This window comes from Collinsella aerofaciens, assembly GCF_964243765.1.
In the GTDB taxonomy this organism is placed as follows: Bacteria; Actinomycetota; Coriobacteriia; order Coriobacteriales; family Coriobacteriaceae; genus Collinsella; species Collinsella aerofaciens_BU.
In genome coordinates, this window is record NZ_CAXTGI010000003.1 from 188,606 (window position 1) to 213,646 (window position 25,041).

Annotated in this window: 24 protein-coding genes; all 24 read right to left on the reverse strand. The window is 60.1% G+C overall.

Going from position 1 to position 25,041, the window contains the following annotated elements; genetic code table 11:
• Nucleotides 1–17: 17 nt before the first annotated feature.
• Nucleotides 18–692 carry a DivIVA domain-containing protein gene (locus tag ACESSC_RS03645; RefSeq protein WP_006234242.1) on the reverse strand — a complete coding sequence of 225 codons (675 nt, stop codon included), beginning with the start codon at nt 690–692 and terminating at the stop codon, nt 18–20.
• A 60-nt stretch (nt 693–752) separates the two neighbouring features.
• Nucleotides 753–1,040 (reverse strand): YggT family protein, encoded by a 288-nt coding sequence (locus ACESSC_RS03650; protein WP_373161280.1) that lies wholly within the window; start codon nt 1,038–1,040, stop codon nt 753–755.
• A 15-nt stretch (nt 1,041–1,055) separates the two neighbouring features.
• Entirely contained in the window at nt 1,056–1,778 is a 723-nt protein-coding gene (locus ACESSC_RS03655) for a cell division protein SepF (protein WP_055251691.1), read from the reverse strand.
• 60 nt (nt 1,779–1,838) lie between these two features.
• Nucleotides 1,839–2,576 (reverse strand): YggS family pyridoxal phosphate-dependent enzyme, encoded by a 738-nt coding sequence (locus ACESSC_RS03660; protein ID WP_089571590.1) that lies wholly within the window; start codon nt 2,574–2,576, stop codon nt 1,839–1,841.
• A 119-nt stretch (nt 2,577–2,695) separates the two neighbouring features.
• The gene (locus tag ACESSC_RS03665) at nt 2,696–3,553 is read right to left on the reverse strand and encodes a phosphate signaling complex PhoU family protein (RefSeq protein WP_118065205.1); all 858 of its coding nucleotides are present in this window, start codon (nt 3,551–3,553) and stop codon (nt 2,696–2,698) included.
• Nucleotides 3,554–3,645: 92 nt separating this feature from the next.
• On the reverse strand, nt 3,646–4,449 hold the full coding sequence (gene pstB / locus ACESSC_RS03670; RefSeq protein WP_035137966.1) for a phosphate ABC transporter ATP-binding protein PstB: 804 nt from the start codon (nt 4,447–4,449) through the stop codon (nt 3,646–3,648).
• 12 nt (nt 4,450–4,461) lie between these two features.
• The gene (gene pstA, locus ACESSC_RS03675; RefSeq protein ID WP_055251684.1) at nt 4,462–5,367 is read right to left on the reverse strand and encodes a phosphate ABC transporter permease PstA; all 906 of its coding nucleotides are present in this window, start codon (nt 5,365–5,367) and stop codon (nt 4,462–4,464) included.
• 3 nt (nt 5,368–5,370) lie between these two features.
• Nucleotides 5,371–6,297, reverse strand: coding sequence for a phosphate ABC transporter permease subunit PstC (pstC, locus tag ACESSC_RS03680; RefSeq protein WP_117564650.1), 927 nt, complete (start codon nt 6,295–6,297; stop codon nt 5,371–5,373).
• Nucleotide 6,298: 1 nt separating this feature from the next.
• Nucleotides 6,299–7,135: a phosphate ABC transporter substrate-binding protein gene (locus tag ACESSC_RS03685; RefSeq protein ID WP_117564651.1), complete on the reverse strand. Its 837-nt coding sequence runs from the start codon at nt 7,133–7,135 to the stop codon at nt 6,299–6,301.
• Nucleotides 7,132–7,932 (reverse strand): purine nucleoside phosphorylase YfiH/LACC1 family protein, encoded by an 801-nt coding sequence (locus tag ACESSC_RS03690; RefSeq protein ID WP_373161266.1) that lies wholly within the window; start codon nt 7,930–7,932, stop codon nt 7,132–7,134. The genes ACESSC_RS03685 and ACESSC_RS03690 overlap by 4 nt, the downstream gene beginning before the upstream one ends.
• Before the next feature lie 210 nt (nt 7,933–8,142).
• Nucleotides 8,143–9,297, reverse strand: coding sequence for a cell division protein FtsZ (gene ftsZ, locus ACESSC_RS03695; RefSeq protein WP_055251674.1), 1,155 nt, complete (start codon nt 9,295–9,297; stop codon nt 8,143–8,145).
• Nucleotides 9,298–9,496: 199 nt separating this feature from the next.
• Nucleotides 9,497–10,285: a cell division protein FtsQ/DivIB gene (locus tag ACESSC_RS03700; RefSeq protein WP_231501570.1), complete on the reverse strand. Its 789-nt coding sequence runs from the start codon at nt 10,283–10,285 to the stop codon at nt 9,497–9,499.
• 424 nt (nt 10,286–10,709) lie between these two features.
• The gene (gene murB / locus ACESSC_RS03705) at nt 10,710–11,621 is read right to left on the reverse strand and encodes a UDP-N-acetylmuramate dehydrogenase (protein WP_117640323.1); all 912 of its coding nucleotides are present in this window, start codon (nt 11,619–11,621) and stop codon (nt 10,710–10,712) included.
• A gap of 5 nt (nt 11,622–11,626) precedes the next feature.
• Nucleotides 11,627–13,045, reverse strand: coding sequence for a UDP-N-acetylmuramate--L-alanine ligase (gene murC, locus ACESSC_RS03710; protein WP_117798217.1), 1,419 nt, complete (start codon nt 13,043–13,045; stop codon nt 11,627–11,629).
• A gap of 97 nt (nt 13,046–13,142) precedes the next feature.
• A complete protein-coding gene (gene murG, locus ACESSC_RS03715; protein ID WP_089571582.1) occupies nt 13,143–14,258 on the reverse strand; it encodes an undecaprenyldiphospho-muramoylpentapeptide beta-N-acetylglucosaminyltransferase in 1,116 nt (371 codons plus the stop codon).
• Nucleotides 14,248–15,741 (reverse strand): putative lipid II flippase FtsW, encoded by a 1,494-nt coding sequence (gene ftsW, locus ACESSC_RS03720; protein WP_373161268.1) that lies wholly within the window; start codon nt 15,739–15,741, stop codon nt 14,248–14,250. Before ftsW ends, murG begins: the two co-directional genes overlap by 11 nt.
• A gap of 36 nt (nt 15,742–15,777) precedes the next feature.
• Nucleotides 15,778–17,184, reverse strand: coding sequence for a UDP-N-acetylmuramoyl-L-alanine--D-glutamate ligase (gene murD / locus ACESSC_RS03725; RefSeq protein ID WP_373161269.1), 1,407 nt, complete (start codon nt 17,182–17,184; stop codon nt 15,778–15,780).
• Between the two features lie 9 nt (nt 17,185–17,193).
• The gene (mraY, locus tag ACESSC_RS03730; RefSeq protein ID WP_089571579.1) at nt 17,194–18,213 is read right to left on the reverse strand and encodes a phospho-N-acetylmuramoyl-pentapeptide-transferase; all 1,020 of its coding nucleotides are present in this window, start codon (nt 18,211–18,213) and stop codon (nt 17,194–17,196) included.
• Nucleotides 18,214–18,216: 3 nt separating this feature from the next.
• Nucleotides 18,217–19,641, reverse strand: coding sequence for a UDP-N-acetylmuramoyl-tripeptide--D-alanyl-D-alanine ligase (locus ACESSC_RS03735; RefSeq protein WP_373161271.1), 1,425 nt, complete (start codon nt 19,639–19,641; stop codon nt 18,217–18,219).
• Between the two features lie 128 nt (nt 19,642–19,769).
• Nucleotides 19,770–21,470, reverse strand: a complete 1,701-nt coding sequence (locus ACESSC_RS03740; RefSeq protein ID WP_373161272.1) for a peptidoglycan D,D-transpeptidase FtsI family protein — start codon at nt 21,468–21,470, stop codon at nt 19,770–19,772.
• Between the two features lie 182 nt (nt 21,471–21,652).
• On the reverse strand, nt 21,653–22,123 hold the full coding sequence (locus ACESSC_RS03745; RefSeq protein WP_022094483.1) for a hypothetical protein: 471 nt from the start codon (nt 22,121–22,123) through the stop codon (nt 21,653–21,655).
• Between the two features lie 90 nt (nt 22,124–22,213).
• Nucleotides 22,214–23,179 carry a 16S rRNA (cytosine(1402)-N(4))-methyltransferase RsmH gene (gene rsmH / locus ACESSC_RS03750; RefSeq protein ID WP_006234266.1) on the reverse strand — a complete coding sequence of 322 codons (966 nt, stop codon included), beginning with the start codon at nt 23,177–23,179 and terminating at the stop codon, nt 22,214–22,216.
• A 20-nt stretch (nt 23,180–23,199) separates the two neighbouring features.
• The gene (locus tag ACESSC_RS03755) at nt 23,200–23,634 is read right to left on the reverse strand and encodes a division/cell wall cluster transcriptional repressor MraZ (RefSeq protein WP_006234269.1); all 435 of its coding nucleotides are present in this window, start codon (nt 23,632–23,634) and stop codon (nt 23,200–23,202) included.
• A gap of 463 nt (nt 23,635–24,097) precedes the next feature.
• Nucleotides 24,098–25,039 carry a site-specific tyrosine recombinase XerD gene (gene xerD, locus ACESSC_RS03760; protein WP_187362349.1) on the reverse strand — a complete coding sequence of 314 codons (942 nt, stop codon included), beginning with the start codon at nt 25,037–25,039 and terminating at the stop codon, nt 24,098–24,100.
• Between the last annotated feature and the right edge of the window lie 2 nt (nt 25,040–25,041).

Here is a 25,041-nt window from a genome sequence, read left to right on the forward strand (position 1 = left end):
AGATTGTAGCTCTGATGCTAGTCCAGGTCGTCGGCGGCAAAGTTGTCGATCGGGGCGAAAGGATCGGCCACGGGGACAACCGGGTCAGCGACGGGCAGCGGCTCGGCGGGAACAGTCACCGCAGGAGAAGCGGCGGAACCGACCGGCGTGGAGGCCATGAGGTCGGCCGGGAAGGAGTTCTGGGCATCGTCCATAAAGTGCTGGATGAGCTTGAGGTACTCGGCCTTGAACTCCTCGCGGGAAGCCTTCAGACGGTCGATTTCCTCGAGCTCGGCCTGCTTCTCGGTCAGAGCCTGGCGGATAACCTCGCGGGCCTTGGCGTCAGCCTCGTTGCGGATACGCTCAGCGTTCTCGTTGGCATCGTTGACGATGGTCTCAGCGGTCTGCTGGGCAGCGATCAGGGCGGCGGAAATCTGGCGCTCCTGAGCGGAGAAGTCAGGGGCGGGAGCAGCCACGGGGGCGGCAGGAACGGCCTGGGCGGTGGCATCCTGAGCCTGGGCAAGCTGAGCCTGTGCGTCGGCAAGCTGCTGCTCGGTAGCAGTCAGGCGACCCTTAAGGTCGACAATCTTAGCGAGCATAGCGTCAACCTCGGAGGACAGCGTCTCCAAGAAGACGTCGACCTCGGCAGGATCGTAGCCACGCTTGGCCTCAGAGAAAGTCTGAGCCTGGATGTCTGCAGGGGTAATAGCCATAACAAGTCTCCTTTTTCATCGCCTCGGCGTACACGCCCGACGTAAGTTACTAAGTCAGTTCTATACGAGTATACCTATAAGAAGCTGCAGAACCAGCCTCTGCACCAACTGCAACGCAATAATCGCAACGACCGGCGAAAAATCGACACTGCCCATCGGCGGGATGAAACGACGGAACAGGCCGAGCCACGGACCGCACACGCTATCGAGCACCGCAGCAATATCCTGAAGCAAACCGCCCTGCTTCATGGGAATCCACGTCATAAAGCAGTAGACGACAATGAGCGTGGAATAGAAGTTGAACAGCGTGTTGACCAGCTGGACGATAGTGTAGATGTTGATGGGAATCTCCTCGTCTTGTCTTTACTTAAGGTAGCCGTCGGCACGAAGCTTCTTGAGATCGGAATCTTTGACCTCGCAACCGGCGGGCAGCACCATGAACACGCGGTCGCCTACCTCCTTGACCGTGGCGCCCAGACCGCAGGCAAAGCCGTAAGAGAAGTCCAAGACGCGCTTGGCAACTTCGGTGCGTACGCCCACAAAAATCAGTGCGACAGGCTGCTTGGTGCGAACGCGGCGCACTACGGTCTCCACGTCGTCATAGCTCTCGGGGCGCAGGACATAGGCCGGCAGCTGCGGCGTGGCGTTGATGATATTGCTCGCATAGGCCGAGGCATCGCTCGGTGCAGGCGCGGGCGCAGCGGCGGCACGGGCGCGGGTGTTCTCGGCGTAGCTCGACGGCGTGTCATAGGCACCAGGACGATAACCGCTCGCAACGCTGTCCTGCGAGCGCGAAGGCGGGTTATACGTCGTGGCATGACGGGAGTCATCGCCGACCAGCTGACCGGAGCGCGTATACACGGCAACCGACTCAGCTTCACCGCGGCGCGTCTGGCCAAGCAGGCCGTTGCTCGGCTCGTCTTGGGTGTAGAAGCCCTCGCCCGAAGCACCGCTGTAGCCGTTGCCCTGATAACTATCGTCATAGCCGTCATCGTAGCCGTAGTCGTCGTCCTGGCCATAACCCTGGTCGTAACCCTGCTGGCCGCCCAGGTGCATCTTATTTTTAATCTCGTCAAGGAAGCCCATGGTTGTGTCCTCTCGCGGTTTAGTGCAGGCGCCCCGATAATCAGTGCGCACTTCAGAGCCTTATTTTACTGCAAACTCCGGGCTAAATACTACCCTGCCCAGGCGAACGAGCGTAGAGCCCTCCTCAAGGGCAGGCTCAAAGTCCTCGCTCATGCCGCAGGAAAGCTCAGGCAGGTTCAAATCGGGATGCGCCGCCTCCAGCTCATCCCTCAGCTCACGAAGCCCCGCAAAGGTGCGGCGTGCCACATCCTTATTCCCCCGGGGCGCCATAGTCATAAGCCCCTGTACGCAAATTCCCTCAAGTTCCGCAAGCTCACCCGCGGCGGCGCGAATCTCATCGGGCGAAAAGCCTCCCTTCGACTCCTCACCACTCACATTGACCTCGATGAGCACACGCTGGGGGCCGGCGAGCTCGCCTGCCTCAATCTTGCGGACAGCACGGCTCGAGATCGCCTGTGCCAGATGCAGCGAACCCACCGAGTGAATCAGCTCGGCTGAGCCCAGCACCGCATTGATCTTATTGGTCTGCAGGTTGCCGATCATATCGAAGCGCACCTCGGGCAGCTCCGGATGCTCCGCCAGACCCGTGAGCTTGCGAACCAGCTCCTGCGGGCGGTTCTCGGCAAAATGGCGATACCCCGCCTGGATGGCGGCAACGGTCTCATCGACACCAACGGTCTTGGACACGGCAATGAGGCGCGCGGCGTCGTGGGGGCGGCCCGCGCGATCGAGCGCCGCATAAAAACGTTCCAGAATCTGCTCGCGGCGAGCGCGCATCAAGTCCAAATAGTTATCCATTGCCAATCGCCTCCGCTGACAGCCAAACAAGTAGTCCCATGCTAACGCAAGAGCGCGGCCCCGCATGTGCAAGGCCGCGCTCACTTAGGTATTTACAATCTTTCGACGAACGGGGTCACTTACTCCTCGTCGTCCTCGCCATCGTCCTCGTCCTCAAGATGATCGAGCAGGTAGCGAAGACCCTCGCTGACCTCGTTAGCGGGCACCTTGGCAACGTAGCGAGCGTCGACGGCGGGCCTCATGATAACACCCTCGCCCGAAGGCACGCGCATGCTCTCGAGCTCATCCTCGTCCACACGGGCGATATCGCCGGCGTTCATACGCTGACCAGTCAACAGGAAGGTCAGACGGCAAGCGGCATCGATGGAAATCGAAGCGATGCGATCGAGGTAGCGCGAAACCATGATAGCGCGGCGCAGGTCGTCATAGTTGCTGTCGTCGTCCATAAAGTCGCCCGTATCCATACGGTTAAAGGTGCGGAAGAACTTCTCGTAGGCGGCGTGCACCGGCTCGTCCTCGACGGCCAAGTTGCAGATGATGGACATGTCATTGGTGACGAGCGCAGAAAGCGAAGAGCCCAGCACCTGGTAGACAGCCTCAGCCTCGGCCTCGACCGTGCCGACAAGCTCCTTGGGCAGCGAGATGTCGGCCTTGATCATATGACGCGTGGCGCGGCAGATCTGGCGAACCTTATCGGTCATGCGCTGCAGGTTAAAGTCGACGTAGATAATCGTCTGCAGCAAGCGGAAGTCGGAGGCGACCGGCGACTGCGTAGCGATCAGGTTGTAGCACACGGCCTCCAAGTTGGCGCAGCGCGCGTCAATCGAAAGCGTGCGCTTCTTGGTCTTGGTGGCGAGCTTGCGGTCGTCGGTCACATAGGCCTTAACGGCATCGTGGAGGGCCAGATCGACGGCCTCGTAGATGCTCAGCATCTCGTGGCGGGCCTCGATGAGCTGACGGGAAAACAGTTTACGCATGGTTCACTCCAATCAGTTGGGTGCGGTCATGCCGCCCGCACAGTGAATACGCACCGGACCAGGTCCGATCGGCTTGGGACTAGTCGCACCGATCAGCCAAAGCGGCCGGTGATATAGTCTTCCGTCCGCGAGTCCACCGGGCTGGTGAAGATCGCGTCGGTTTGACCATACTCGATGAGCGTGGCGGGCTCGCCGGCAACTTCCTGCAAGAAGAATGCGGTGTAGTCGCTGATACGAGCTGCCTGCTGCATTGAATGCGTGACGATGATGATCGTCATCTCGGGCGCCAGCTCAGCCATCAGATCCTCGACCTTAGAGACGGACGTGGGGTCGATGGCGGAGCAGGGCTCGTCCATCAGGAGGACATCGGGTTGCACCGCAAGCACGCGCGCGATGCACAGACGCTGCTGCTGACCGCCCGAGAGCGCCAAACCATCCTTGTTGAGCTGATTGGATACCTCTTTCCAGAGGTTGGCGCGCTTGAGCGATTCTTCCACGATGTCATCGAGGTCGCTTTTGCTAGTCACGCCCTGCAGACGAGGGCCAAAGGCGACATTCTCGTAGATGGATTTGGGAAACGGGTTGGGCTGCTGAAAAATCATGCCCACGCGGCGACGGAGGTCGACCGGGTCGACGCCCTCGGCATAGATATCGTTGCCGTCGAGCGTCATGGTGCCCTCGACGCGCGTGCCCTCGATCAGGTCATTCATGCGGTTGATGCAGCGCAAAAACGTCGACTTACCGCAGCCCGAAGGGCCAATGAAGGAGGTGATAGCGTTTTTAGCGATGTTGAGGTCGAGCCCCGTCAGCGCATGAAAGTCACCGTACCAAAAGTTGAAATCCTTGGCCGTAATGGCCGCTTGCTCCGGCGTGGGAGCGGACTGATAAACGGACATGGGACTCCTTAACTAGCGACGCTTGCGCGACAGGAAGCGCGCAAACAGGTTGAAGGCCAGAATGATCACCATCAGCAAGAGCGCGGTGCCGTAGGCTGCGTTCATGTTGATGCCGTCGTTGGCAAGCAGGTACAGGTGAACGGTCATGGGGCGGCCGGAATCGAGCGGCGAGATAGGTAGATTGATGGCCTGGCCCATGGTGTAGAGCACCACGGCGGTCTCGCCAATGGCACGGCCGATGGCAAGGACAATGCCCGTGGCAATACGGCCAAAGGCAGAAGGAAGCACGATCTTGGAGACAACCTGCCACTTGGTGGCGCCCAGGCCGTACGCGCCCCAACGGATATAGCGCGGGACGGCGCGAATGGCCTCTTCGGTGGTGCGCATGACGATGGGAAGCATCAAGAGCGCGAGCGCCAGAGCGGCCGAGACCATCGAAAGGCCCAGGCCCATGGCCTCGACAAACAAGGCGTAGCCAAACAGGCCCATAACGATGGAGGGCACCGAGGCCAAAGCGTCAGCAGCGTAGCGAATGAGCTCGACGATCTTGCCCTGCTTGGCGTACTCGGCCAGATAGACGGCTGCCAGCACAGCGATCGGCGTGCAGATAAGCATGGCGAGCGCCGTCACATAGACGGTCGAGACGATCGTAGGCCAAATACCGCCCTCGGCGTTGACGCCCTGGGGCCAACCGAAGATAAAGTCGAGCGAGATGTGTGGCAGGCCGTTGATGACCACGTAGGCGATGATAGCGACCAGCACCAGCGTGGTGATGTATGCCGCGGCACGGAACACGCCAAGCATGATCTTGTTGGACAGGTCCTTGTTGATGCGGCCCTTCTTGCCGTGGGAAAGGGCACGCTTGATGCGCTCGCGCGACGAGGTCGTATCGACCGTCGTGTCAACGGAATCGGACATAGCCTACCCCCTCTTCTTCTTGGAAACCAGGCGGACGATGCCCACCAGCGTGGCGGAAATGATAAACAGGACCACGCCCATGCCGAACAGCGCCGAGCGATGCAGACCCGAGGAATAGCTCATGTCGAGCGCAATCTGGCTCGTGAGCGTCGAGATGGGGCTCGCAATGCTGTCGGGAATAACCGGGGCGTTACCCACGACCATGAGCACGGCCATGGTCTCGCCGATGGCACGGCCCATACCCAGCACGATGGCATCCACGATACCCAGCTTGGCGGCAGGTAACACGACCTTATAGATAGTCTGCCACTTGGTGGCGCCCATGGCATACGATGCCTCGCGAATGCCCATGGGAATGGAATTGAGAGCATCGATGGTAAGCGTCGTGATGGTGGGCACGATCATAATGGCGAGCACGAACCACGCCGTCAGCGCGCCAAAACCAAGACCGCCGGTCAGTTGTGCGATAAACGGGCGGATGATGATCATGCCAAAGAAGCCATAGATGATAGAAGGGATGCCGGCCAACAGGTCAACGGCAGGGCTGATGAGCTTGCGCACGCGCTTGCTGGCGATCTCGACCAGATACACGGCCGTGCCCACGCCTAGGGGCACACCCATGGCGAGCGCGCCGACGGTCACCAGACCCGAGCCGGCAAGCAGCGACACGATGCCGTAGTGACCCTCAGAGGGCGCCCACGTAAAGCTAAAGAAGTCCGCCAGACCGATGTCGGTAAAGACGGGCAGCGCCGAGTACGTGGTAAAGACAAAAATCAGGATGACGGTAACAACCGCCAAGAACGCGCAGGCAAAGAAGATCCACTGCAGCGCCTTCTCCTTGATATAGGTGCTGCGCGATACGAGCGCCAGCTCGCGCTTCTTGGGCGCCTGACCATTCTGCTCAGTCTGGGAGTTTTCCTGTGCTTCCATGCTACTCACTCCCCTTCTCGTCGTTGGTGACGGGGATAAAGCCCGCCTCGCGAATCTGCTTGTCCATCTTTTCGGACGTCACATAGTCGATGTAATCCTGCGCCTGCTGCGAAGGCGCACCCTTCACAAAGAAGTAAAGGTCGCGTGAGATGGGATAGCCGCCGCTCGCGACCGTCTTCTCGGACGCCTCAACATGATTGACCGAGACGGCCTTGACCGAGGTCTTGGCGTTGAGGCTATCGACGAAGCCCAGCGAAATGTAGCCAATGGCACCGTGCGAACGAGATACCACGTCGCGCACCTGGCCCGTGCCCGAAAGAACGGCCGAGCGGCGATCGAACGGGGTGCCGTCCATCACGATGGTGCGGAATGCTTCACGCGTGCCGGATGCCTCGTCTCGGTTGATGACCTGAATCTTCAGGTCCTCGCCACCGACCTCTTTCCAATTAGTAATCTTGCCGGCATAGATATCGCGGAGCTGCTCGGTCGAGAGGTTATCGACCGGGTTATCGTCGTTCACGATGACCGCGATACCGTCGTGGGCAATGACGATGGGAGTCAGGCCCAGATCCTGTTCGTCGGCATTGAGTCCACGGGAGGAGCTGGCGATATCGGCCGTGCCAGCGCTGACGGCTTCGATGCCAGCGGAAGAGCCCAAACCGGAAACGAGCACGTCGATGCCGGTCTCCTCCTTAAAGCCCTCTGCCGCAATCTCGGCGATAGGAAGGCAGGTCGTGGAGCCGGCCACAGTAATGGAAGAGGTAGAAGATCCCGAAGAACAGGCGCACAGCGTAAGCGTAAGCACAGCGGCGCTCAGGACCGATACGATCTTTCTCATAGCATCACGCCAATCGCGGCATGGCGCCCACAGGTGCCGTCCTCGTTACGGTAGGAATAAAAGCGGTCGTTATGACGCACAGTCGAAAGCTGGGTATCCACGATATTATCCGCGTCCACACCGATATCTACCAACGCCTCACGAATGGCGGCAGATAGATCGAGCATGCGAGAAGCGCCCGCATCGATGCACGAAAACTCGGCGGCAAAGCGATCCATGAGCTCTTGGGAAACCTCGTACTCGTCACCCAGGATATGGGGCCCGATATAGGCGGAAACGTCGCTCGCATCGCAGCCGGCAGCATCGCAAAGCGCCTGGCACGCCTTGGCAGAAATACGTGCAATCGTGCCCTTCCAACCGGAGTGCACCACGGCAAATCCGCCGGGGGCCACCAGCACCACGGGTACGCAGTCGGCAAAGCAGAGCAGTACGGGCACGTTATACGCCGTACAGACGATGGCATCGCAGCCCTCGGCAATCTGCTCGCGAACAGCCTCAAGATCGTCGGCGCCGTTCGAAGTCACCGTAACGATATGGTCACCATGTACCTGATTGGGCACGAGCAGATTATGCTCGCACTCAGTGGCGTCCATAGCTTCGAGCGCTCGACGACGATTTTCTTGAACTGCAAAGGGGTCATCGCCTACATGCGAGCCCAGGTTGAGCGAGGAGTACGCATCTTCGGAAACACCACCGGTGCGCTCTGTAAAGGCAAAGCGGACATCGGATGTCGCGCCCTCCACCAACGTAACTCCATCATGGTCGACACGCGAAACGTTGTCCGCACGTGCTGCCATACTAAAGCCTCCTAATAACACAAGTACCGCGGCGTCGCCGCGCAGTCCGCGTTTATACGGCTGTCATACTTCCTTAAAAGGATACCCGCAGCGGTAGGGACCAAACGTAAAGGGAACGTAAGGAGATTGGAGGCTTTCGTTTACAAACGAGAAACAAAACGGGGCGCATCCAAATGGACACACCCCGTGCAGGTCGTTGAGAAAAACGAACTAGAAGCTACCGCGCTTTAGGAAGTCGGGAAGCTCGAACTGGTCGTTGCCAAAGTTGGGCAGCTCGGTACCACCGACGTTGCGGGTCGGAGCGGCCTGAGCCGGGCTGGCAGCCGGAGCGGTGCGCTGCGGCTCAGCGGAGGCAGCGGCCTTGCTCTGAGACTGCTGAGCAGCAAAGAGTTCATCCTGACGGTTGACGTTGGAGTCGGAGAAGCCCGTAGCGATGACGGTGATACGCACCTGATCGCCCAGGGACTCGTCGACAACGGTACCGAAGATGATGTTGGCCTCGGGGTCGACGGCGTTGGCGACAACGTCGGCGGCGTCGCTGATCTCCTGGATGCCCAGGTCCTTGGAACCGGCGATGGAGAGCAGCACGCGCGTGGCACCATCGATGGAGCTCTCGAGCAGCGGGCTGGAGATGGCCTGCTGGGCAGCGTCGACGGCACGAGTATCCCCAGAAGAGGTACCGATACCCATCATGGCGGTACCGGCCTGCTTCATGATGGTCTTAACATCGGCGAAGTCCAGGTTGATGATACCGGGGACGGTGATGAGGTCGGTGATGCCCTGGGTGCCCTGGGAAAGGACGCCATCGGCAATCGCGAAGGCCTCGAGCATGGTGGTCTTCTTCTCGGCGATGTCGAGCAGCTTATCGTTAGGGATGACGATCATGGTGTCGACGCAATCGGAGAGGGTCTTGATGCCCTCCTCGGCGCTCTTCTTGCGCTTGCGGCCCTCGAAGGTGAAGGGCTTGGTCACGACGGCGACGGTCAGTGCGCCGACCTCGTTCATCGCGATATCGGCAACGATGGGAGCAGCGCCGGTACCGGTGCCACCGCCCTCACCGCAGGTGATAAACACCATGTCGGCGCCAGCAAGCGCCTCGGCAATGTCGTCGCGGGACTCATCGGCAGCCTTGCGGCCAACCTCGGGGTTGGCGCCGGCGCCCAAGCCGCGGGTAAGGTCGGTGCCGATGTGCACCTTGATATCGGCATCAGAGATCGCGAGTGCCTGAGCATCGGTGTTGATGGCAACAAACTCGACGCCGCGGATGCCCTCTTCGATCATTCGATTGACCGCGTTGGTACCGCCGCCGCCGACGCCGACCACCTTAATGACGGCAAGGTAGTTGTTGATCTCTGTCTCGTGCATGTCGGTCCTCCGAACAAAGGTTATAGCCATAGCATGGGTCGACCCCTGCGCACATTAACCTTCAGGTTGAAAGTAAATGCAAAGGTAAACCGTTTTATGTTTGCACATTATGAACGTATCAGTCAAATAATTGACCGTGAAAACCAAACAAACCAGATAAACGGCGTGGTATGGCCCCTCAACAAAGCATCAACCAGCGCTACGAGGTCGGAGCATTCCTAAATGTGTAGTTGCCCGGAGAGCGCACATTGATATACGTTACGCCCTCTACCTGCGAAAGCAACTTGGTGACTACGCGTTCCTTCTTGGCGATATCGTCCGAATCGCCCAGCGACACCTCAATGCCGTTATTGAGGTTTGCCGAGATGGCTTCGACCGAAGGCGTAGAAATATCCTTGACTTGTCCCAAGAACTCGCTCGAAAAACCACGCACATAATCCAGGCCGGCCTTAACGGCCTTGGAGTTCACCGCCTGGCCGGAAACCGGAGCGACATCCGCCGAGACATCAGTCAACAACACCGCGCCATAATGCTTGGCGAGCGCCAGCGCGGCATCGATTCCGGTCAAGGTATTTGAGCCCTGCCCTGTCGTGATGACGTTGCCCTGGTCGTCCACTTCGACCGACGTCGACAGCGGGGCGATCCAGGTGTCATCGTCTCCGATAGCCCAGGCAAGGTCGTCGGAGCTGATATACGCAATGGCGATAACTTTACGCTCCGTCGGCGTGATGATAAGCGTATGGGGAAACTGGCGCTGGACATCCACGCCCGAAACCCACGGGTTCTGCTTGAGATCCTCGGTAATCTGGTCGGGATCGACGTTAAAAAGCGACGTTCCCTCGGGCAAGTCGATCAGCTGGATAGCATCGTGCTTCGTCACATGCTCGCTGCCTTGAATCTGAATATCAGTGGCAGTAAACAGTCCAGAGTTGATCACCACGATGGCAACGACGACGAGCACGGCCAAGACGGCCAGAACGCCGCCCACGATTTTGCCTTTGCCTGTAACGACAGAAGCGGCGTCTGATGTTTTATTTGCCATCGCTCCAAGTGAAGATAACGGGTTGAAACCTTTTTTACTCGAAGGCTTCTTGGCGGTAGCCGGCACCGATGTCAGCGAGCGCGGTTTCGATGCGCCCAGCGTGCGACCTGGACGCGCCGCTTTAGTTCCCGTCGAGGGCTTGGGAGCCGCCATGGGACGGGCAGGCTTGGCGCCCATAACAGGCTTTGACGTCATCGAGGGACGCGAGGACTTTTTTGCGGCCGGACGATTACCGAGCTGCGAGCCGACGACCGGACGACTGGTCTGTCGAGCATACCCGACAGACTTAGAGTGCGCGACGGTATTGCGTTGAGGTTTGGCAGGCGCGCCGGAACGCCCTCCGGCGCGGCGGAAGGTGGGTTTCGATGCTCTAGAAGCCGAGGAATTTAACTTCCGGTCTGAGCTCGATGCCATACGCCTCCCTCACCTTTCCGTGCACATGTCTAATAACCGCGGCAACGTCATCGGCCGAGGCAGTTCCGTTATTAACGATAAAATTAGCGTGAACGGGCGAAACTTCCGCGCCGCCAATCGAAAAACCCTTTAATCCACAATCCTCGATAAGCTTGCCCACACTCGCATCGGGCGGGTTGCGAAAGACAGACCCGCAGGATGCGCGACCCATGGGCTGCGTACGCTTGCGCCTCGTCAGGTACCGCTCCATGCGCTCGCGAATGTCGGCCTTGGGCGCCGGTTTAAGCTTGAACACGCACTCGAGGATGATCTCATTGCGGGGAAGGCTACATTCGCGGTAGTCCCAAGTGATCTCGGACCCCGCATAATGCTTGATACCGGATGCCGGGTCAAACGTTACGACATCCTCAACCAGCGAGCCAATCCACTCGGTCCGTGTGCCGGCATTCATGGATATCGCACCGCCGACCGAACCAGGAATGCCAACGGCAAACTCAAGGCCCGAGAGGCTACGCGACAGGGCATCGTTGACCAGGCGCGCAAACATCACGCCCGCACCGACCGTCAGCGTACAACCGTCATCGGCAACAACCGTGCGCTGAAACTCACGTCCGAGCGAAATGACGGCACCGCGATAACCGCCATCGGCAACCAGCAGATTGGAGCCCTTGCCGATGATGACCCACGGCACCTGCTCGCGATCGAGCACCGCCACGGCGCGGCGGAGGGCATGATAGCTATGGCACGTCACAAAGAGGTCGGCCTTGCCGCCGATACGATAGCTCGTATGACGCGCAAGGCGCTCGTCCTCGATCACATCCGTGTCGATCATGCCCGAGAGCGCCATGACGGCGTTAAACAGACCCATTAGACTTAAGCGTCTTTCTTGGCAGTCAGATACTCAATGAACTCGGGACCGACGGTCGTAACGTCGCCGGCACCCATGGTGAGCAGCAGGTCGCCCTCGCCCACCATCTGCTCGAGCTCCTGATTGAGCTCAAGACGGCTGGAGCAGTACACGACCTCCTTGCCAGGATGCTTGGCGCGCACGGTATCGGCGAGCATCTTAGAGGTGACACCCGGAATGGGCATCTCGCCAGCCGAGAACACATCAATCAGCAGCAGTTTATCGGCATTGGCAAATGCATCGGCAAAGTCGTCGCACAGGGCCTGCAGGCGCGAATAGCGGTGCGGCTGGAACACGACATCGACGTGCTTGTAGCCCAGCGAGGAAGCGGCAGCAAGCGTCGCCTTGATCTCGGTGGGGTGATGGCCGTAATCATCGACCACGGTGATGCCATCGATATCGCCCACGTGGGTAAAGCGACGGCGGACGCCCTCAAAGCTCGAGAGCGCCTTGGCGGCGGCGTCGATGTCAAGGCCCAGGACATGGGCGACGGTGAGCACCGCCGTGGCGTTGAGCATGTTGTGGCGACCGGGGTTGCTCTTGATCTCCACAGCGTGCTCAGTGCCGTCCTCAAAGCGAACGATAAAGTCACTCTGGATGCCCTTGACATCCGGGTGCACGCAGACGATGTCGTTGCTCTCGGCAAAGCCGTAGGAAAGCACGTGACGGCCCGTCGACTTGGCGAGCTCGACCAGATGCGGGTCCTCGCCGCAGACGATGACGGTGCCGTCCTCGCCCACCAGGCTCATGAATTTGGCGAAAGTTGCCTCGATCTCCTCGATACCCGAGTAGTGGTCGAGGTGGTCGGCCTCGACGTTGGTCACAATGACCACGTTGGGGTTCAGGAACAGGAAGGAGCTGTCGGACTCGTCGGCCTCGGCGACAAAGTAGTCGCCCGAGCCGTTCTTGCCGTTCGTGTCATAGCCCTCGACGATGCCGCCGATCAAGAAGCTCGGATCCAGACCCATGCGGTCGAGCATGGTGGCGCACATCGAAGACGTGGTGGTCTTGCCATGCGTGCCGGCAACAGCGACGGTGGTGTAGCCGTGGCCCAAAGCAGAGAGCATCTTGGCACGGGGCCACACGGGAATACCCAGCTCGCGAGCGCGCACGAGTTCAGCGTTGGACTCCGGAATAGCGGTGGACACAACAACCACGTCGGGCTTGACCTCGTCGATCGTGGCGGCCTCATGGCCCACATGCACCTTCACACCAGCGCGGGTAAGCTGGCGGATATAACGTGACGTCTTAAGGTCGGAGCCGGTAACGGCATAACCGCGCTCGTGCAGAACGAGGGCGATGCCGCTCATGCCGGCGCCGCCGATACCGATAAAGTGGGCGCTCTTAAACTCGGGCGCGGAGGTTGCAGTCTGGGAATCAGCCATGTGCTCGTGTACTCCTTGCGTAAACACTGCCTGTAACCCGTTAACTGTACCGCACCTACCGCATCAGCGCGAGGGCGACCGACGATATCCCGTCTAACTAACGCAAACCCTCTACCGCATCCGCCAGAAGAGCGGCGGCCCTATCCTGAGCCAGACCACGCGCCGCCTGACGCATGGCGTCGCGTGCCGCCGCGTCATCGACCAGGTGCAGCAGCTCATCGGCAAAGGCAGAACCGTCGATATCGGCATCGGCGCAGAGCACGCCGGCCCCGGCGTCGACCAGATAACGGGCATTGGTGGTTTGGTGGTCGGCCGTCGCATGCGGGTACGGCACGAGCACCGAAGGCACGGCGAGCGCAGCGATCTCGGCCACGCTCGATGCGCCCGAACGCGATAGCACCAAATCGGCAGCAGCCAGCATGTCGCCCATGTTGTCGATGTAAGGCTGGACGCGGTAACGCTTCGCCTCCTCGGGCGTCAGCGCCAAAGCGCGCTCGGTCTCCTCAAAACCGTCGGCACCCGTCGAATGCAACACATAGAGGTTCTTGCGCGAAAGCAGCTCGTTTTTGAGCGAAGCCACGCGCTCGTTGAGGTGCTGGGCGCCAAGTGAACCGCCAAAGACGAGCAGCAGCGTAGCGTCCTCGGGAACGCCAAGTGCCTTGCGGCCGCGAGCGCGATCGCCCTCGATCACCGAGCGACGTACGGGGTTGCCGGTCATGAGCACGTGGTCAGGGTCACCTTCGCGCTCAAAGACCGAACGCGCTGCCGGCACCGAGATGCACACGCGGGCGGCGTGGGAGTTCATCATCTTGTTGGCCAGGCCCGGAACAGAGTTCTGCTCATGCAGCAGATACGGAACGCCTGCGCCCTTGCACCACCCCAGCAACGGAACCTCGACATAGGCACCAAAACCGATGGCGGCATCGGGCTTGCCGACCTTTGAGAAATGACTGGCGAGCGCACGCTTGGCCTTGTTGACACGCCACAGCGAGGTCAGCGCCGTCCAAGGACGGGAGCGGTCGAAGCCCGTAACCGTAATGGGCACAAAATCAAACCCAGCCTCGGGGACCAGACGACCCTCGAGCTTGCGCGACTGGCCCACGAACACAACGTGGTGGCCACGGTCACGCAGCTCTTCGGCCAAGGCGAGCGCGGGGTTGATATGCCCTGCCGTGCCGCCGGCTGCAATAGCAACGGTCATCTTATCGGTCATGGTAGTCCCTTCGTACACGCGGTCCCTGGTCGTCGGTGCGCAAACGCGCCGACGGGTCCGAGTTCAAATCGATTCGATTATATCCGCCGCCCGCGCTGCGAGGGCTGGGGCGCTGCGGACGACCTTGCGGAGCCGTTCGCGGGCGTGGACGGGCTGCCGGCTCGGTCGCAGAGCCATCCAGAACGGTAAAGCCGTTACGCGAAGATCGCTCGCCGCGCACGTGGGGCACGCCGGCGGTACTCTCATCCATAACGGCAAAGCTCTCGCGGCGACGGTCGTACTCATCGCGACGGGCGCTCTCGTACGAAACGCGCAGGATCAGACCGGCAAGCATAAGCGACACAATAATCGACGAACCGCCGTAGCTAATAAACGGCAGCGGTTTGCCCGTCATGGGAAACACGTTGAGGATGCCCAGCGCATTGATCAAAAACTGCACCGCGAGAATGACCGCGGAGCCAGACGCCATGAGCGCGCCCCGACGATCGGTCGCCTGCTCGGCAATGCGAAACGCCGAGTAGATCAGCATCGCAAACACCAAGAAGAACAGCACGGTTCCGACAAAACCGACTTCCTCGCCAATGATGGCCAGGATGTAGTCATTGTGCGCCTCGGGCAGATACGAGTACTTCATGGTTGAGTTGCCGATGCCACGGCCGAACAGACCGCCCGAGGCAAAGGCCATGATGGCAAGCGTGGCCTGATAGCCGTCACCATACTCATCAGCCCAAGGGTTCAAGGCAACCTGAATACGCACCATACGGTACGGCTCTGCGACAAGTGCAATCACGATCACGAGAATGCCGAAGATTAGCACGCCGATGATAAATCTCGGGTCGAGACCCGCAAACAACGCCATGCACATGAGGGTCAACAGGATGATCAGGACAGTACCGAAATCGGGCTGGATAAAGATCAGAAAGAGCGAAATACCCAGGTAGATGCCCATCTTGCGAAGGAATTCGTTGATGTTGCCACCGGGCGAAAAGAAGCGATCAAGCATGATGGCCGAATACGCAATGGCAAATGGCTTTAAAAACTCGGAAGGCTGGAACTGAATACCGGCGATGTTGAGCCAGCGCGTGGCGCCACGGCTGCCGCTGCCCACCAAGAACACCAGAAACAGTAGCCCTATCATGCCGATAAGGAAGATCCTAAGCACATCCTCCCCAAACCAGCTGTCCGGCAAAACGCGCACGATGGCAATCAGCGCCAGAACACCAACCACGGCAAACGCGGCCTGTCGACCCAGGAAAAACGTCGCCGAGCCATTCTCGTGCAGCGCCTCGACCGAAGACGCCGAGTACACCATCAGCAGACCAAAGCACACCAAAGTAAACAGGCAGGCCATAAATATCAGACGGGGGCGCATGATGCGGGCGGGAACGCCGGCAATATAGCGTTCGCTAAACGACTGCCCGCCGCGACCGGAACGCGGTGTGCTGCGCCGCGAGGAAGCACGGTCCGAGTCGGGCCTCCTCATACCTTGTCGGGGGCTCTCCTCTCTCACCGGCAACCCCTATTCCATTTGCGATTTCGCTGCAGCGGCAAGCTGAGCCACGTAGTCCTTAAACACGCGGCCGCGCTCCTCATAGCCCGAGAACTCATCGAACGAAGAGCAGGCAGGAGAAAGTAAGATCACGTCGCCACGGCTCGACAGCGAACGGGCAACGTCCACGGCATCGCGTAGGTCATCCGCTTGGGCGATATCCACATCGCCATCGACATCGGCCTCGTCCATAGCGGCGGTAAAGCGCTCGCGCGCATCGCCAAAGCAGACGACCGAGCGCACGTTATCCATAACGACGCGCGCGAAGTCCGTGAGCGGCGTGCCCTTATCGTGGCCGCCGAGCAGCAAGATCACGTTGTCATCGGGAAATGCCGTCAGTGCCTTCTCGACCGCGTCGGTGTTGGTCGCCTTGGAATCGTTGACGTAGCGCACTCCGTCAATCTCGCCGCACGGCTCCACGCGGTGCTCGAGCGGCTGGAACGAGGCCAGACCGCGGCAGACACCATCGACATCGGCACCGACTGCCAGGGCAGCCGTGGCAGCGCACAGGGCATTGATAACATTGTGATGGCCCGAGATCTTGAGTTCGGACGTGGCGACAAGCTGAGTCTCGACGCCCTTCAGGCGCACGACCATTTTGCCGTCGCGCACAAAGGCGGCGTCTGCACCCTCGGGCTCGTCAAAAGCGACCTTGCAGATGCGACGACCCGGCGTGTAGATGTACTCATCGAACTCGTGAATGCCGGCGTCTTCGACGTCGACGACCATCAGATCGTCATCGACCATATTGTCAAACAGTTTGATCTTGGCAAGCGCATAGTTCTTATGGCTCTTATGCCAGCCCAAGTGGTCGGGAGTGATGTTGAGCAGCACCGCCACGCGAGGGTGGAGCTCGGTGGTCGTAGCAATCTGATAGCTCGAGAGCTCAGCCACAAACCACTCGTTGTGGGCTCGGCCGTCAATCTCGTTGATAGGCGGCTCGCCGATGTTGCCGACAGCTACACTGGCCTCACCGGAAGCCTTGAGCAGATAATCGGTCAGCGACGTGGTGGTCGTCTTGCCGTTGGTGCCCGTGATGGCAATCCAGTTATCGGGCGACAGGCGATAGGCAAACTCGGGCTCACCCATAATCTGGGCGGCATGCTCGCGCCCGGCCTTAAAGAAGCCCGAGAACTCCGAGATGCCTGGGCACGTCACGCATACGTCATAGGCGCCCTCGACCTGTTCGGTCCCATAGACAAACGACGCACCGGCAGCCTCGAGCGCACGCGTGGCGTCATTGGGCTCAGAGGTGCCGCCGCCATACACGGTAACGGCGCTTACGCGCTCTGGATGTGCCAGCGCCCAGCGGGCGACATCGAGACCGGATTTGCCCTGACCCAAAACGAGCAGGCTAAAGACATCAGCAAGAGGCATGAAAGACCACTATCCCAACTGGAAGAACAGGGCAAGGCCAACGGCACCAAAGGCCGCAGCGATAATCCAAAAACGGATGACGACCTTGGTCTCGGCCCAACCCTTCTTTTCGAAATGATGATGGATGGGCGCCATAAGGAAGACGCGCTTGTGCGTAAAGTGGAAGTAGACAACCTGAATCATGACCGACAGGGTCTCAACGATAAACAGGCCACCGATGATGAGGGAGACGACCTCGGTGTTAGTCATGATGGACGTACAGGCAAACGCGGCACCCAGAGCAAGCGAGCCGGTATCACCCATAAAGATGCTCGCCGGATAGCAGTTGAACCACAGAAAGCCCAGGCAGGCACCGGCACACGCGGTGCAGAAGATGGACAGGTTCACGTCTCCGTGCAAAAACGCCATGGCAGCCATGGCGAGCATGGCGATCATGGAGGTGCCGCCAGCAAGACCGTCAAGGCCATCGGTCAAGTTCACGGCATTAGAAAGACCGGCAATCATCAGCCAGCAAAAGACAATATAGAGCCACGGGAACGAATAGCCGCAGATGGTAGTCGAAAGCACGCCAAGGTCAATCGTCAACCCACCGGGAAAACGAATCTCGGGGGCGACGCCGCACCAGTTGACGGCAAGTACCGTAAAGGTGACACAGATAATGGTTAGGCCGATCATCTTGGCATGGGGCGTCAGACCGAGCGAGCGCCCATGCGTAACGGAGGTCAGGTCGTCGATCAGGCCCAGCACGCCGGTCGCCAGCGTGGCGAGCAGCACGAGTACGAGCTCGGTGGTGAGCTTGCCCATCAGCAGGCAGGTCAGCGAGATCGCGACGAGGATGACAACGCCACCCATGGTGGGCGTTCCCTGCTTAACCAAATGACGCTTGGGGCCGTCGGCACGAACCTGCTGGCCGATACCCTCGACCTTGAGCAGCTTGATCCACCACGGCATGAGCAGCAGCGCAATGGCTGCGGCGATGCCAAGCCCCAAAAAAGCCTGATACGTTGGATACGAGGGATTGCCGAACATGGGCTAGCACACACCTTCCACAAAGCGGTCGAGCTCAACAAAGCGGGAACCCTTGACCAGTACAACATCATGTTTTTCAAGCGCGCCGCCCATGCGGTCGAGCACCTGCTGATAATCGGAGAACACCTGGATGCGGTCCTCGTCCATGCCCATCATGCGCGCGGCATCGGCCATAAGCTGGGCCAGCTCACCACCCACGCACGCCAGCATGTCGAGCTTCTTGGCGGCGGCATAGGCGCCCACGAGCTCATGCATGCGAGGAGCCTCATCGCCCATCTCGCCCATCTCGCCCAGGATCGCCATGCGAGACCCCGTGCACGAAAGCGAGCACAGCAGATCGAGGCCGGCTGCCATCGATTCGGCGCTGGCGTTATAGGAATCGTCGATGATGCGTGCACCGCTCTTGGCGCGCTTGATCTCCTGGCGGTGCCCGGTGATCGTAAGACCCCTAAAGGCAGCATCGATCTGCTCGGGCGTCACGCCCAGGCGATAGGCAACCGCGGCGGCCTTAACGGCATTAGGAACGGACTGCACGCCGGGGATGGCAAGCATGGTATCGATTGTCTCGCCCTGGCCAAAATCGAGCGTAAAGACCGGACGGCCCTCGTCATCAACGCGAACGTCGCGGGCGCGGACCTCATCATCGTCCGAGACACCGGCCAGCATCACGTCGATACCAGCAGGCTGGGCGAACGCATCGCGAATGAACGGCGTAAAATCGTCCTCGCCGCCCAAAACCAGCAGCGGCAAATAGTCGCCGGCGGCGCACATGCCCTGGACAATCTCGGCCTTAGCGCGGGCGATGTTCTCGCGGCTGCCCAAAATGCCGATATGAGAGGTGCCGATCTTGCTCACGATGGCAAGGTTGGGATTGGCAGACAGAGACAGGCGCTCGATCTCGTGGAAATGGTTCATGCCCATCTCGAGCACCAGGACCTCGGTATCGGCCGGAGCGGAAAGCACCGTGAGCGGCATGCCGATCAGGTTATTGAAATTGCCCTTGGTGGCCCAGACACGATAGCGCTTGGCGAGCACAGCGGCGAGAACGTCCTTGGTCGTCGTCTTGCCGATGGAACCGGTAATGCCAACGACCAGACAGCCAAGCTCCAGGCGATACGCGTGCGCCAAACGCAGCAGAAACTCCTCGGGATCATCGGTCAGCAAGATGGCACAGCCCTTGTCCTGCGCCAGCGAGACCAGCTCGGTCTCGGGCTCACGCGTCATCACGACGGCGCCGGCACCCGACTGGACGGCACGGGAAGCAAAATCATTGCCGTCGACGTTTTCACCGGGAAAGGCGACGAAAATCGTCCCTTCCTCGACCTGGCGCGAGTCGATAACGCACCCGCGGCATACCCGATCGACTTCTCCCGTCACGGTTCGGGCCCCTGTTGCGGCCGCGAGGTTGTTGACGGCGATCTCTATCATTGCAGCTCCCCTGTAAACCTAAATAATGCTATCGGCGTATTGTATCCCAGCGCCGCGCATGCGTGGTGCAGGGCATGTGAACACCCCTCATATGGGACAACAAACCACGCCCCAAAGATTGTAACCCCCTACTTCGTGTGTGGGATACCCAGCACGTCGAGCGCGTTGGCCATAATGGACTGGAACGGCACCGCAGCGGCATCTGAGCCGCTCGGCGTTCCGTCGAGCGTGATATAGCACAGCACCTTGGGCGATTGTGCCGGTGCAAAGCCCATAAAGGACGACATGTAGTTCTCCTTGAGGTAGCCGCCGTTCTCGTCGGCACGTTCGGCCGTACCGGTCTTACCCGCCACGTCATAGCCGTCAACAGCGCCGCCAACGCCCGTTCCCTCCGACACGACCGTCTGCATGCACGATGTCACCTGGGATGCGGCGTCCTCCGAAATCGCGCGCTCGCCCTCGCCCCAGTCCTTCTCGTCGCCCTTGCTGGACTTATAGAAGTGCGGGGTCATCATCACGCCGCCGTTGGCGATGCCGCCCACGGCACGTGCGATCTCAATCGGCGAGACAGACAGCGCCTGTCCAAAGCTCATCGAGCCCAGCGTGGCGCCGTCATACTGGTCACGCTCCTTGACGATGCCCAGGCTCTCGCCCGGAAAATCGACACCCGAGCTGTGACCGATGCCCCACTTGTCCACATAGGCGGCAAAGTCGTCGGCACCGATCTTGCGCCCCACCAGGACAAAACCCACGTTGGACGAACGGCGCATCATCTCGCGTACATCCATGGTCATGGCGTAGTCGCGCTTGTCGGCATCGGTGACGGTATCGTCGCCCACCTTGATGCTCGCCGGCACCTCAAACGACGTACTCGATCGCACGACGCCCAAGTCGAAGCCGGCGCCCGCCACAAGCGTCTTAAAGACTGAGCCGGGCTCGTAGGCATCGGTGACCAGGCGCAAGTTCATATCCTCGGTCTTGGCGTTTTCCAAATTGGTCTGGTCGTAGGTCGGATACGAGCAGGCTGCCAAGATCTCGCCTGTCGTAGGATCGGTGACCAGCGCCGAGCCGTTCTTGGCCTTTGTCTTCTCGACAGCCTCTGCCAGGGCATCCTCGGCCGCACGCTGGATATTGACGTCGAGCGTCGTCACGATATCAACGCCGTCGACCGCAGCCACCTTTTTATAGGCACCGCCCGCGATATAGCTGCCGTCCCTCGCGCGCTCGCGTACGAGAGAACCGTTCGTGCCGGTCAGAAGCTTGTTGTATTGCTTTTCGAGACCCGTCAAGCCGTCGTTGTCTACATTCACTACACCCAGCACCTGCGATGCCAGATTGCCGTATGGATATACGCGCTTCATGGCCTGCTCAAAAAGCACGCCGGGCAGGTTCTTCTTCTCCAGCGCCGCAGCGTCGTCTTCGTCCACCTGGCGCTTGATATACACCCAGGTTCCATCGGACTCAACGAGCTTGCGGCAGGTCTTTTTATCGATTCCAGTTGCCTTGACCAGCGCCGACACCGTCTTGTCAACATCCTCGACAAGCTGGGGGTTCACGGCGATGTTGCGACATTCGACCGACGACGCCAGCACGTTACCGTTGCGGTCGTAGATGGTGCCACGTTTGGCATAGAGGGTCTGCGCAAGCAGGCGGCGCGCATCGGCACGCCCGCGCAGTTTATCGGCTTCGACAATTTGATAGTCGGCAAGGCGAAAGACGCCCAAGCCCAAGCCAAGCCCAATGAAGCCCATGACGGCTTTGCGGCGAGGCAGAGGCGTGCCTGTGAGCCATTCGGTCGACGAACTCTTGCGCGACCTGGTGTCATGCACTTGAGGGCCGCCCGAGCCGCGAAGTCGCGACGCCGGGTCGTTGCCACGGGACTGCCCGGCGTTGTAAGATTGCCGACCCGTTCCTTGATAACCAGAACGTCCCCGCGACGAGGGACGTCCAGAACCGCGGCCCCCATCGGAACCGCGGCGATAGTCATTTGTCATACTCAGCTACCGTCTTGCTACTGAGCGGTCGCGGTCGCGTTGGCGCCCGCGGCTGCATCCTGCGAAAAGTCAAGTGTAACGCTCTCGCTGGGCTCCACCATGCCATAAGCGCCCGCAAGGTCGCGAATGCGCGTGTCGGCGCCATAGACCGAATGCATGACCTCCAGGTCGGAGCTCTCATCGGTCGCTTTTTCGAGCGTGTTGGTAAGCTCGGCGTTGCTGTTGAGCACCTGGGCCGTAACGCCGGCGAGCGCCACGCGGGCGACGCCGATCGTCATGAAGATGGCCGCAATGATGCAAAACGTTTTAAGAACGCTCATGAAAACCGGGCTTACCGCCTGGTTTGCCTGACGGCCCGCGCCCGTGTAGACATCAAAGCGCGGCGTGCGCTGCTCACGGGGAGCAACGGGGGCCTGCGGCGTCTCACGATAGGCGGGCATGGCGTTCATATCATAGGCGAGTGCTGCGCTTGAAGTGTTGTAGCCCATGATATGCCGCCTCCCATCCCGAGTACGTTGGTAGTGTGTTTAAGCTTCGTTTATGGTGCGAGCGGGAGGTCCAATATCGCGCGGTCGCGCCTACAGACGCTGCGCCACGCGGATTTTGGCTGATCTCGCCCGAGGGTTGCGCTCAACCTCATCAGGCTGGGCAACCAAGGGTTTGCGGGTGATGACCTTGAGTATCGGCACGTTGCCGCACACGCACACCGGAATCTCCGGCGGACACGTGCACCCCTGGCTCATCTCCTTAAAGTGATTCTTTACGATACGATCCTCAAGCGAGTGATACGAGATGACGCAGATACGTCCGCCCGGATTGAGCCACCTGGTGGCGGCATCAAGCCCTCGTTCGAGCACATCGAGCTCGTGATTGACCTCGATGCGAATGGCCTGGAAACTTTTCTTGGCCGGGTGTCCGCCATGCCGACGAGCGGCAGCCGGGATACCCGCCTTGATGATCTCGACAAATTGGCCGGTGGTTTCGATCGGTTCTTGCTCGCGGCGGCGCACGATCTCGCGCGCGATCTGCGAGGCGAACTTCTCTTCGCCGTAGACGCGTAGAATCCGGGCGAGGTCGTGTTCGTTATAGGTGTTGATGACCTCAGCTGCGTTTAAGGTGTTATTACCCGGATCCATCCGCATGTCCAATGGGGCGTCCTCGTTATACGAAAAGCCCCTGCCAGGGATATCGAGTTGCGGTGACGAAACGCCCAAATCGAACAGGAAGCCATCGACCCCGGGCACCTCGGCCGAGCAAAGCAGCTCGTCCAAGTCGCCGAAGTTGCCCTTCAGCAGCTGGTGCGGAACGCCGGGAACCTCGCGGTCCAGACGGGCGCCAGCGGCCTCGAGGGCCATGTCGTCCTGATCGACGCCGAGCAAAAGGCCCGTCTCCCCCACCTGCGCGGCCATCTTTACCGAATGGCCGGCACCGCCAAGGGTGCAATCGCAGACAACGGAGCCGCTCTTTAGCCGCAGCGACTCAAGCACTTCGCCGAGCATGACAGGTTCATGCCGATATTCTTGTGTCAAGATCCCACGCTCCATCCGTTACCCGTGCCTTGCCCTTACGAGAAGAAGAGGTCCAGCAGGGCCTCATCGTCATCGTCCTCATCGGCCGCGGCGCGATCCCAAACCTCAAGGTGGTCGTAGTTGCCCACAACCGTGACCTCGCGGTCGAGGTTCGCCTGCTTGCGGAGAGACTCGGAAAGACCGATACGACCGGCGCTGTCCACGTCCATCGACGTGGTGCGCTTGTTGATCGCCCTCATGAGCTTCTGGTCATTAATGTCACGCGGGTTAAAACCCTCGTGGCCCTCACGACCCGCGAAGAGTCCTTCGACCCACTTATCGAAGGCCTCGGCAGAGAACACGTACAGAGCATCGACATCCAGGGCTTTGAACACGCGAACGTGCTCTCCAAGCTCCTCGCGAAGGGGTGCAGGCAGGGACAGACGACCTTTTGCATCGAGATTGCGCTCGTATGCACCAGTCATTCCCATGTGCGCCCTCCCCTCGGTTACTCAGATGGCACGTACGCGGGGAACCACCCCGCCTGTCGACGTCATTAATAATATGGGGAACCGCCCCATTTTTCAACACCTTTCCCCACCCCTTCCCCCACCCCGCCCCACCACTCCACCCACCATATATTGCAAAACACCCCCCAATCATATGTTCGAAAACACAATATGTTGTGTTTACAGCAACGGCGGGATGCCACCTGTGGCACCCCGCCTTTCAACCTCAACCTTCAAGTTGACCTTGAGGCGATTTTTGCGTCCCTTTACATGCCGTTCACATCGCCCCCAAACTCCCCCACCCAAGGCACATGCGGCCCACCACCGCGACGACAAGTGGCAAAAAATGGGACGGGCCCCAGATTGCCCATGCGCGCGCAAAAGCACGCCGCGGCAATCTGGGGCCCGTCCCCAAATACCTATAGATATGCAGGCCAGCGATGTGTTAACGATGTGCCAGCGGGTGCGCCGCCAGATAGACCTCGGTCAGTTGCGTACGATCGACATGCGTGTAGACCTGCGTGGTCGATATATCGGCATGTCCCAAGATCTCCTGCAGCACACGCAGGTCGGCACCGCCCGCGAGCATGTGGGTGGCAAAGGAGTGGCGCAAGGTATGGGGATGGAGCCCCACCAGCCCCACCTGACGCCCATACCGCTCGCATATCGCATGCACGGCCTGGCGCGACAGGCGACGTCCGTTCTTATTTAAAAAGACCGCCGAGGTCTCGGTTCCGCGGGCATGGGCCGCCAAGCGAGAACGTCCCTCAGTTACATAGAGCGTCAGAGCTCGCGCCGCGCTTCCCACCAGTGGGGACAGGCGTTCCTTTGAGCCCTTACCGCGAACGAGCACAAAGCCATCGTCAATATGGATATCGCCCACATCGAGCCCAACCAGCTCACTCACACGCAAACCGCATCCGTAGAGCACTTCCAAGATGGCATGGTCGCGCAGTCCCATCTCGCCCTCGGGAAAGTCTTGATCGAGCAGTGCCGAGACATCCTCCACCGATAGATAGTCCGGCAAACGCTCAGCCTTTTTAGGAAGGCGCAACGCCGCTGTCGGGTTTTGGGCCACGGCCCCATCGCGCACCAAAAAGGCATGCAGGCCCTTCACGGCAGCAAGCGCACGCTCCACCGAGGCGTCGGAATAGCCTCCGTCGCGGCGATCGGCGACAAAGCCCTCCACGATCTGACGGGTCACCTCTTCAAAAGACACAATACCCGCCCGCTCCAGATAGGCGCAGTACGTCGTCATGTCACGACGGTAGGCCGCAATCGTGTTGCGCGCCAAGCCCCGCTCGACCGCGAGGTAATCGAGATACTCCCCCGCCGCCACGGCGAGCGACGAGGGAGTAGCTTCGGTATGTTCCTTATTCGCCGGCACCC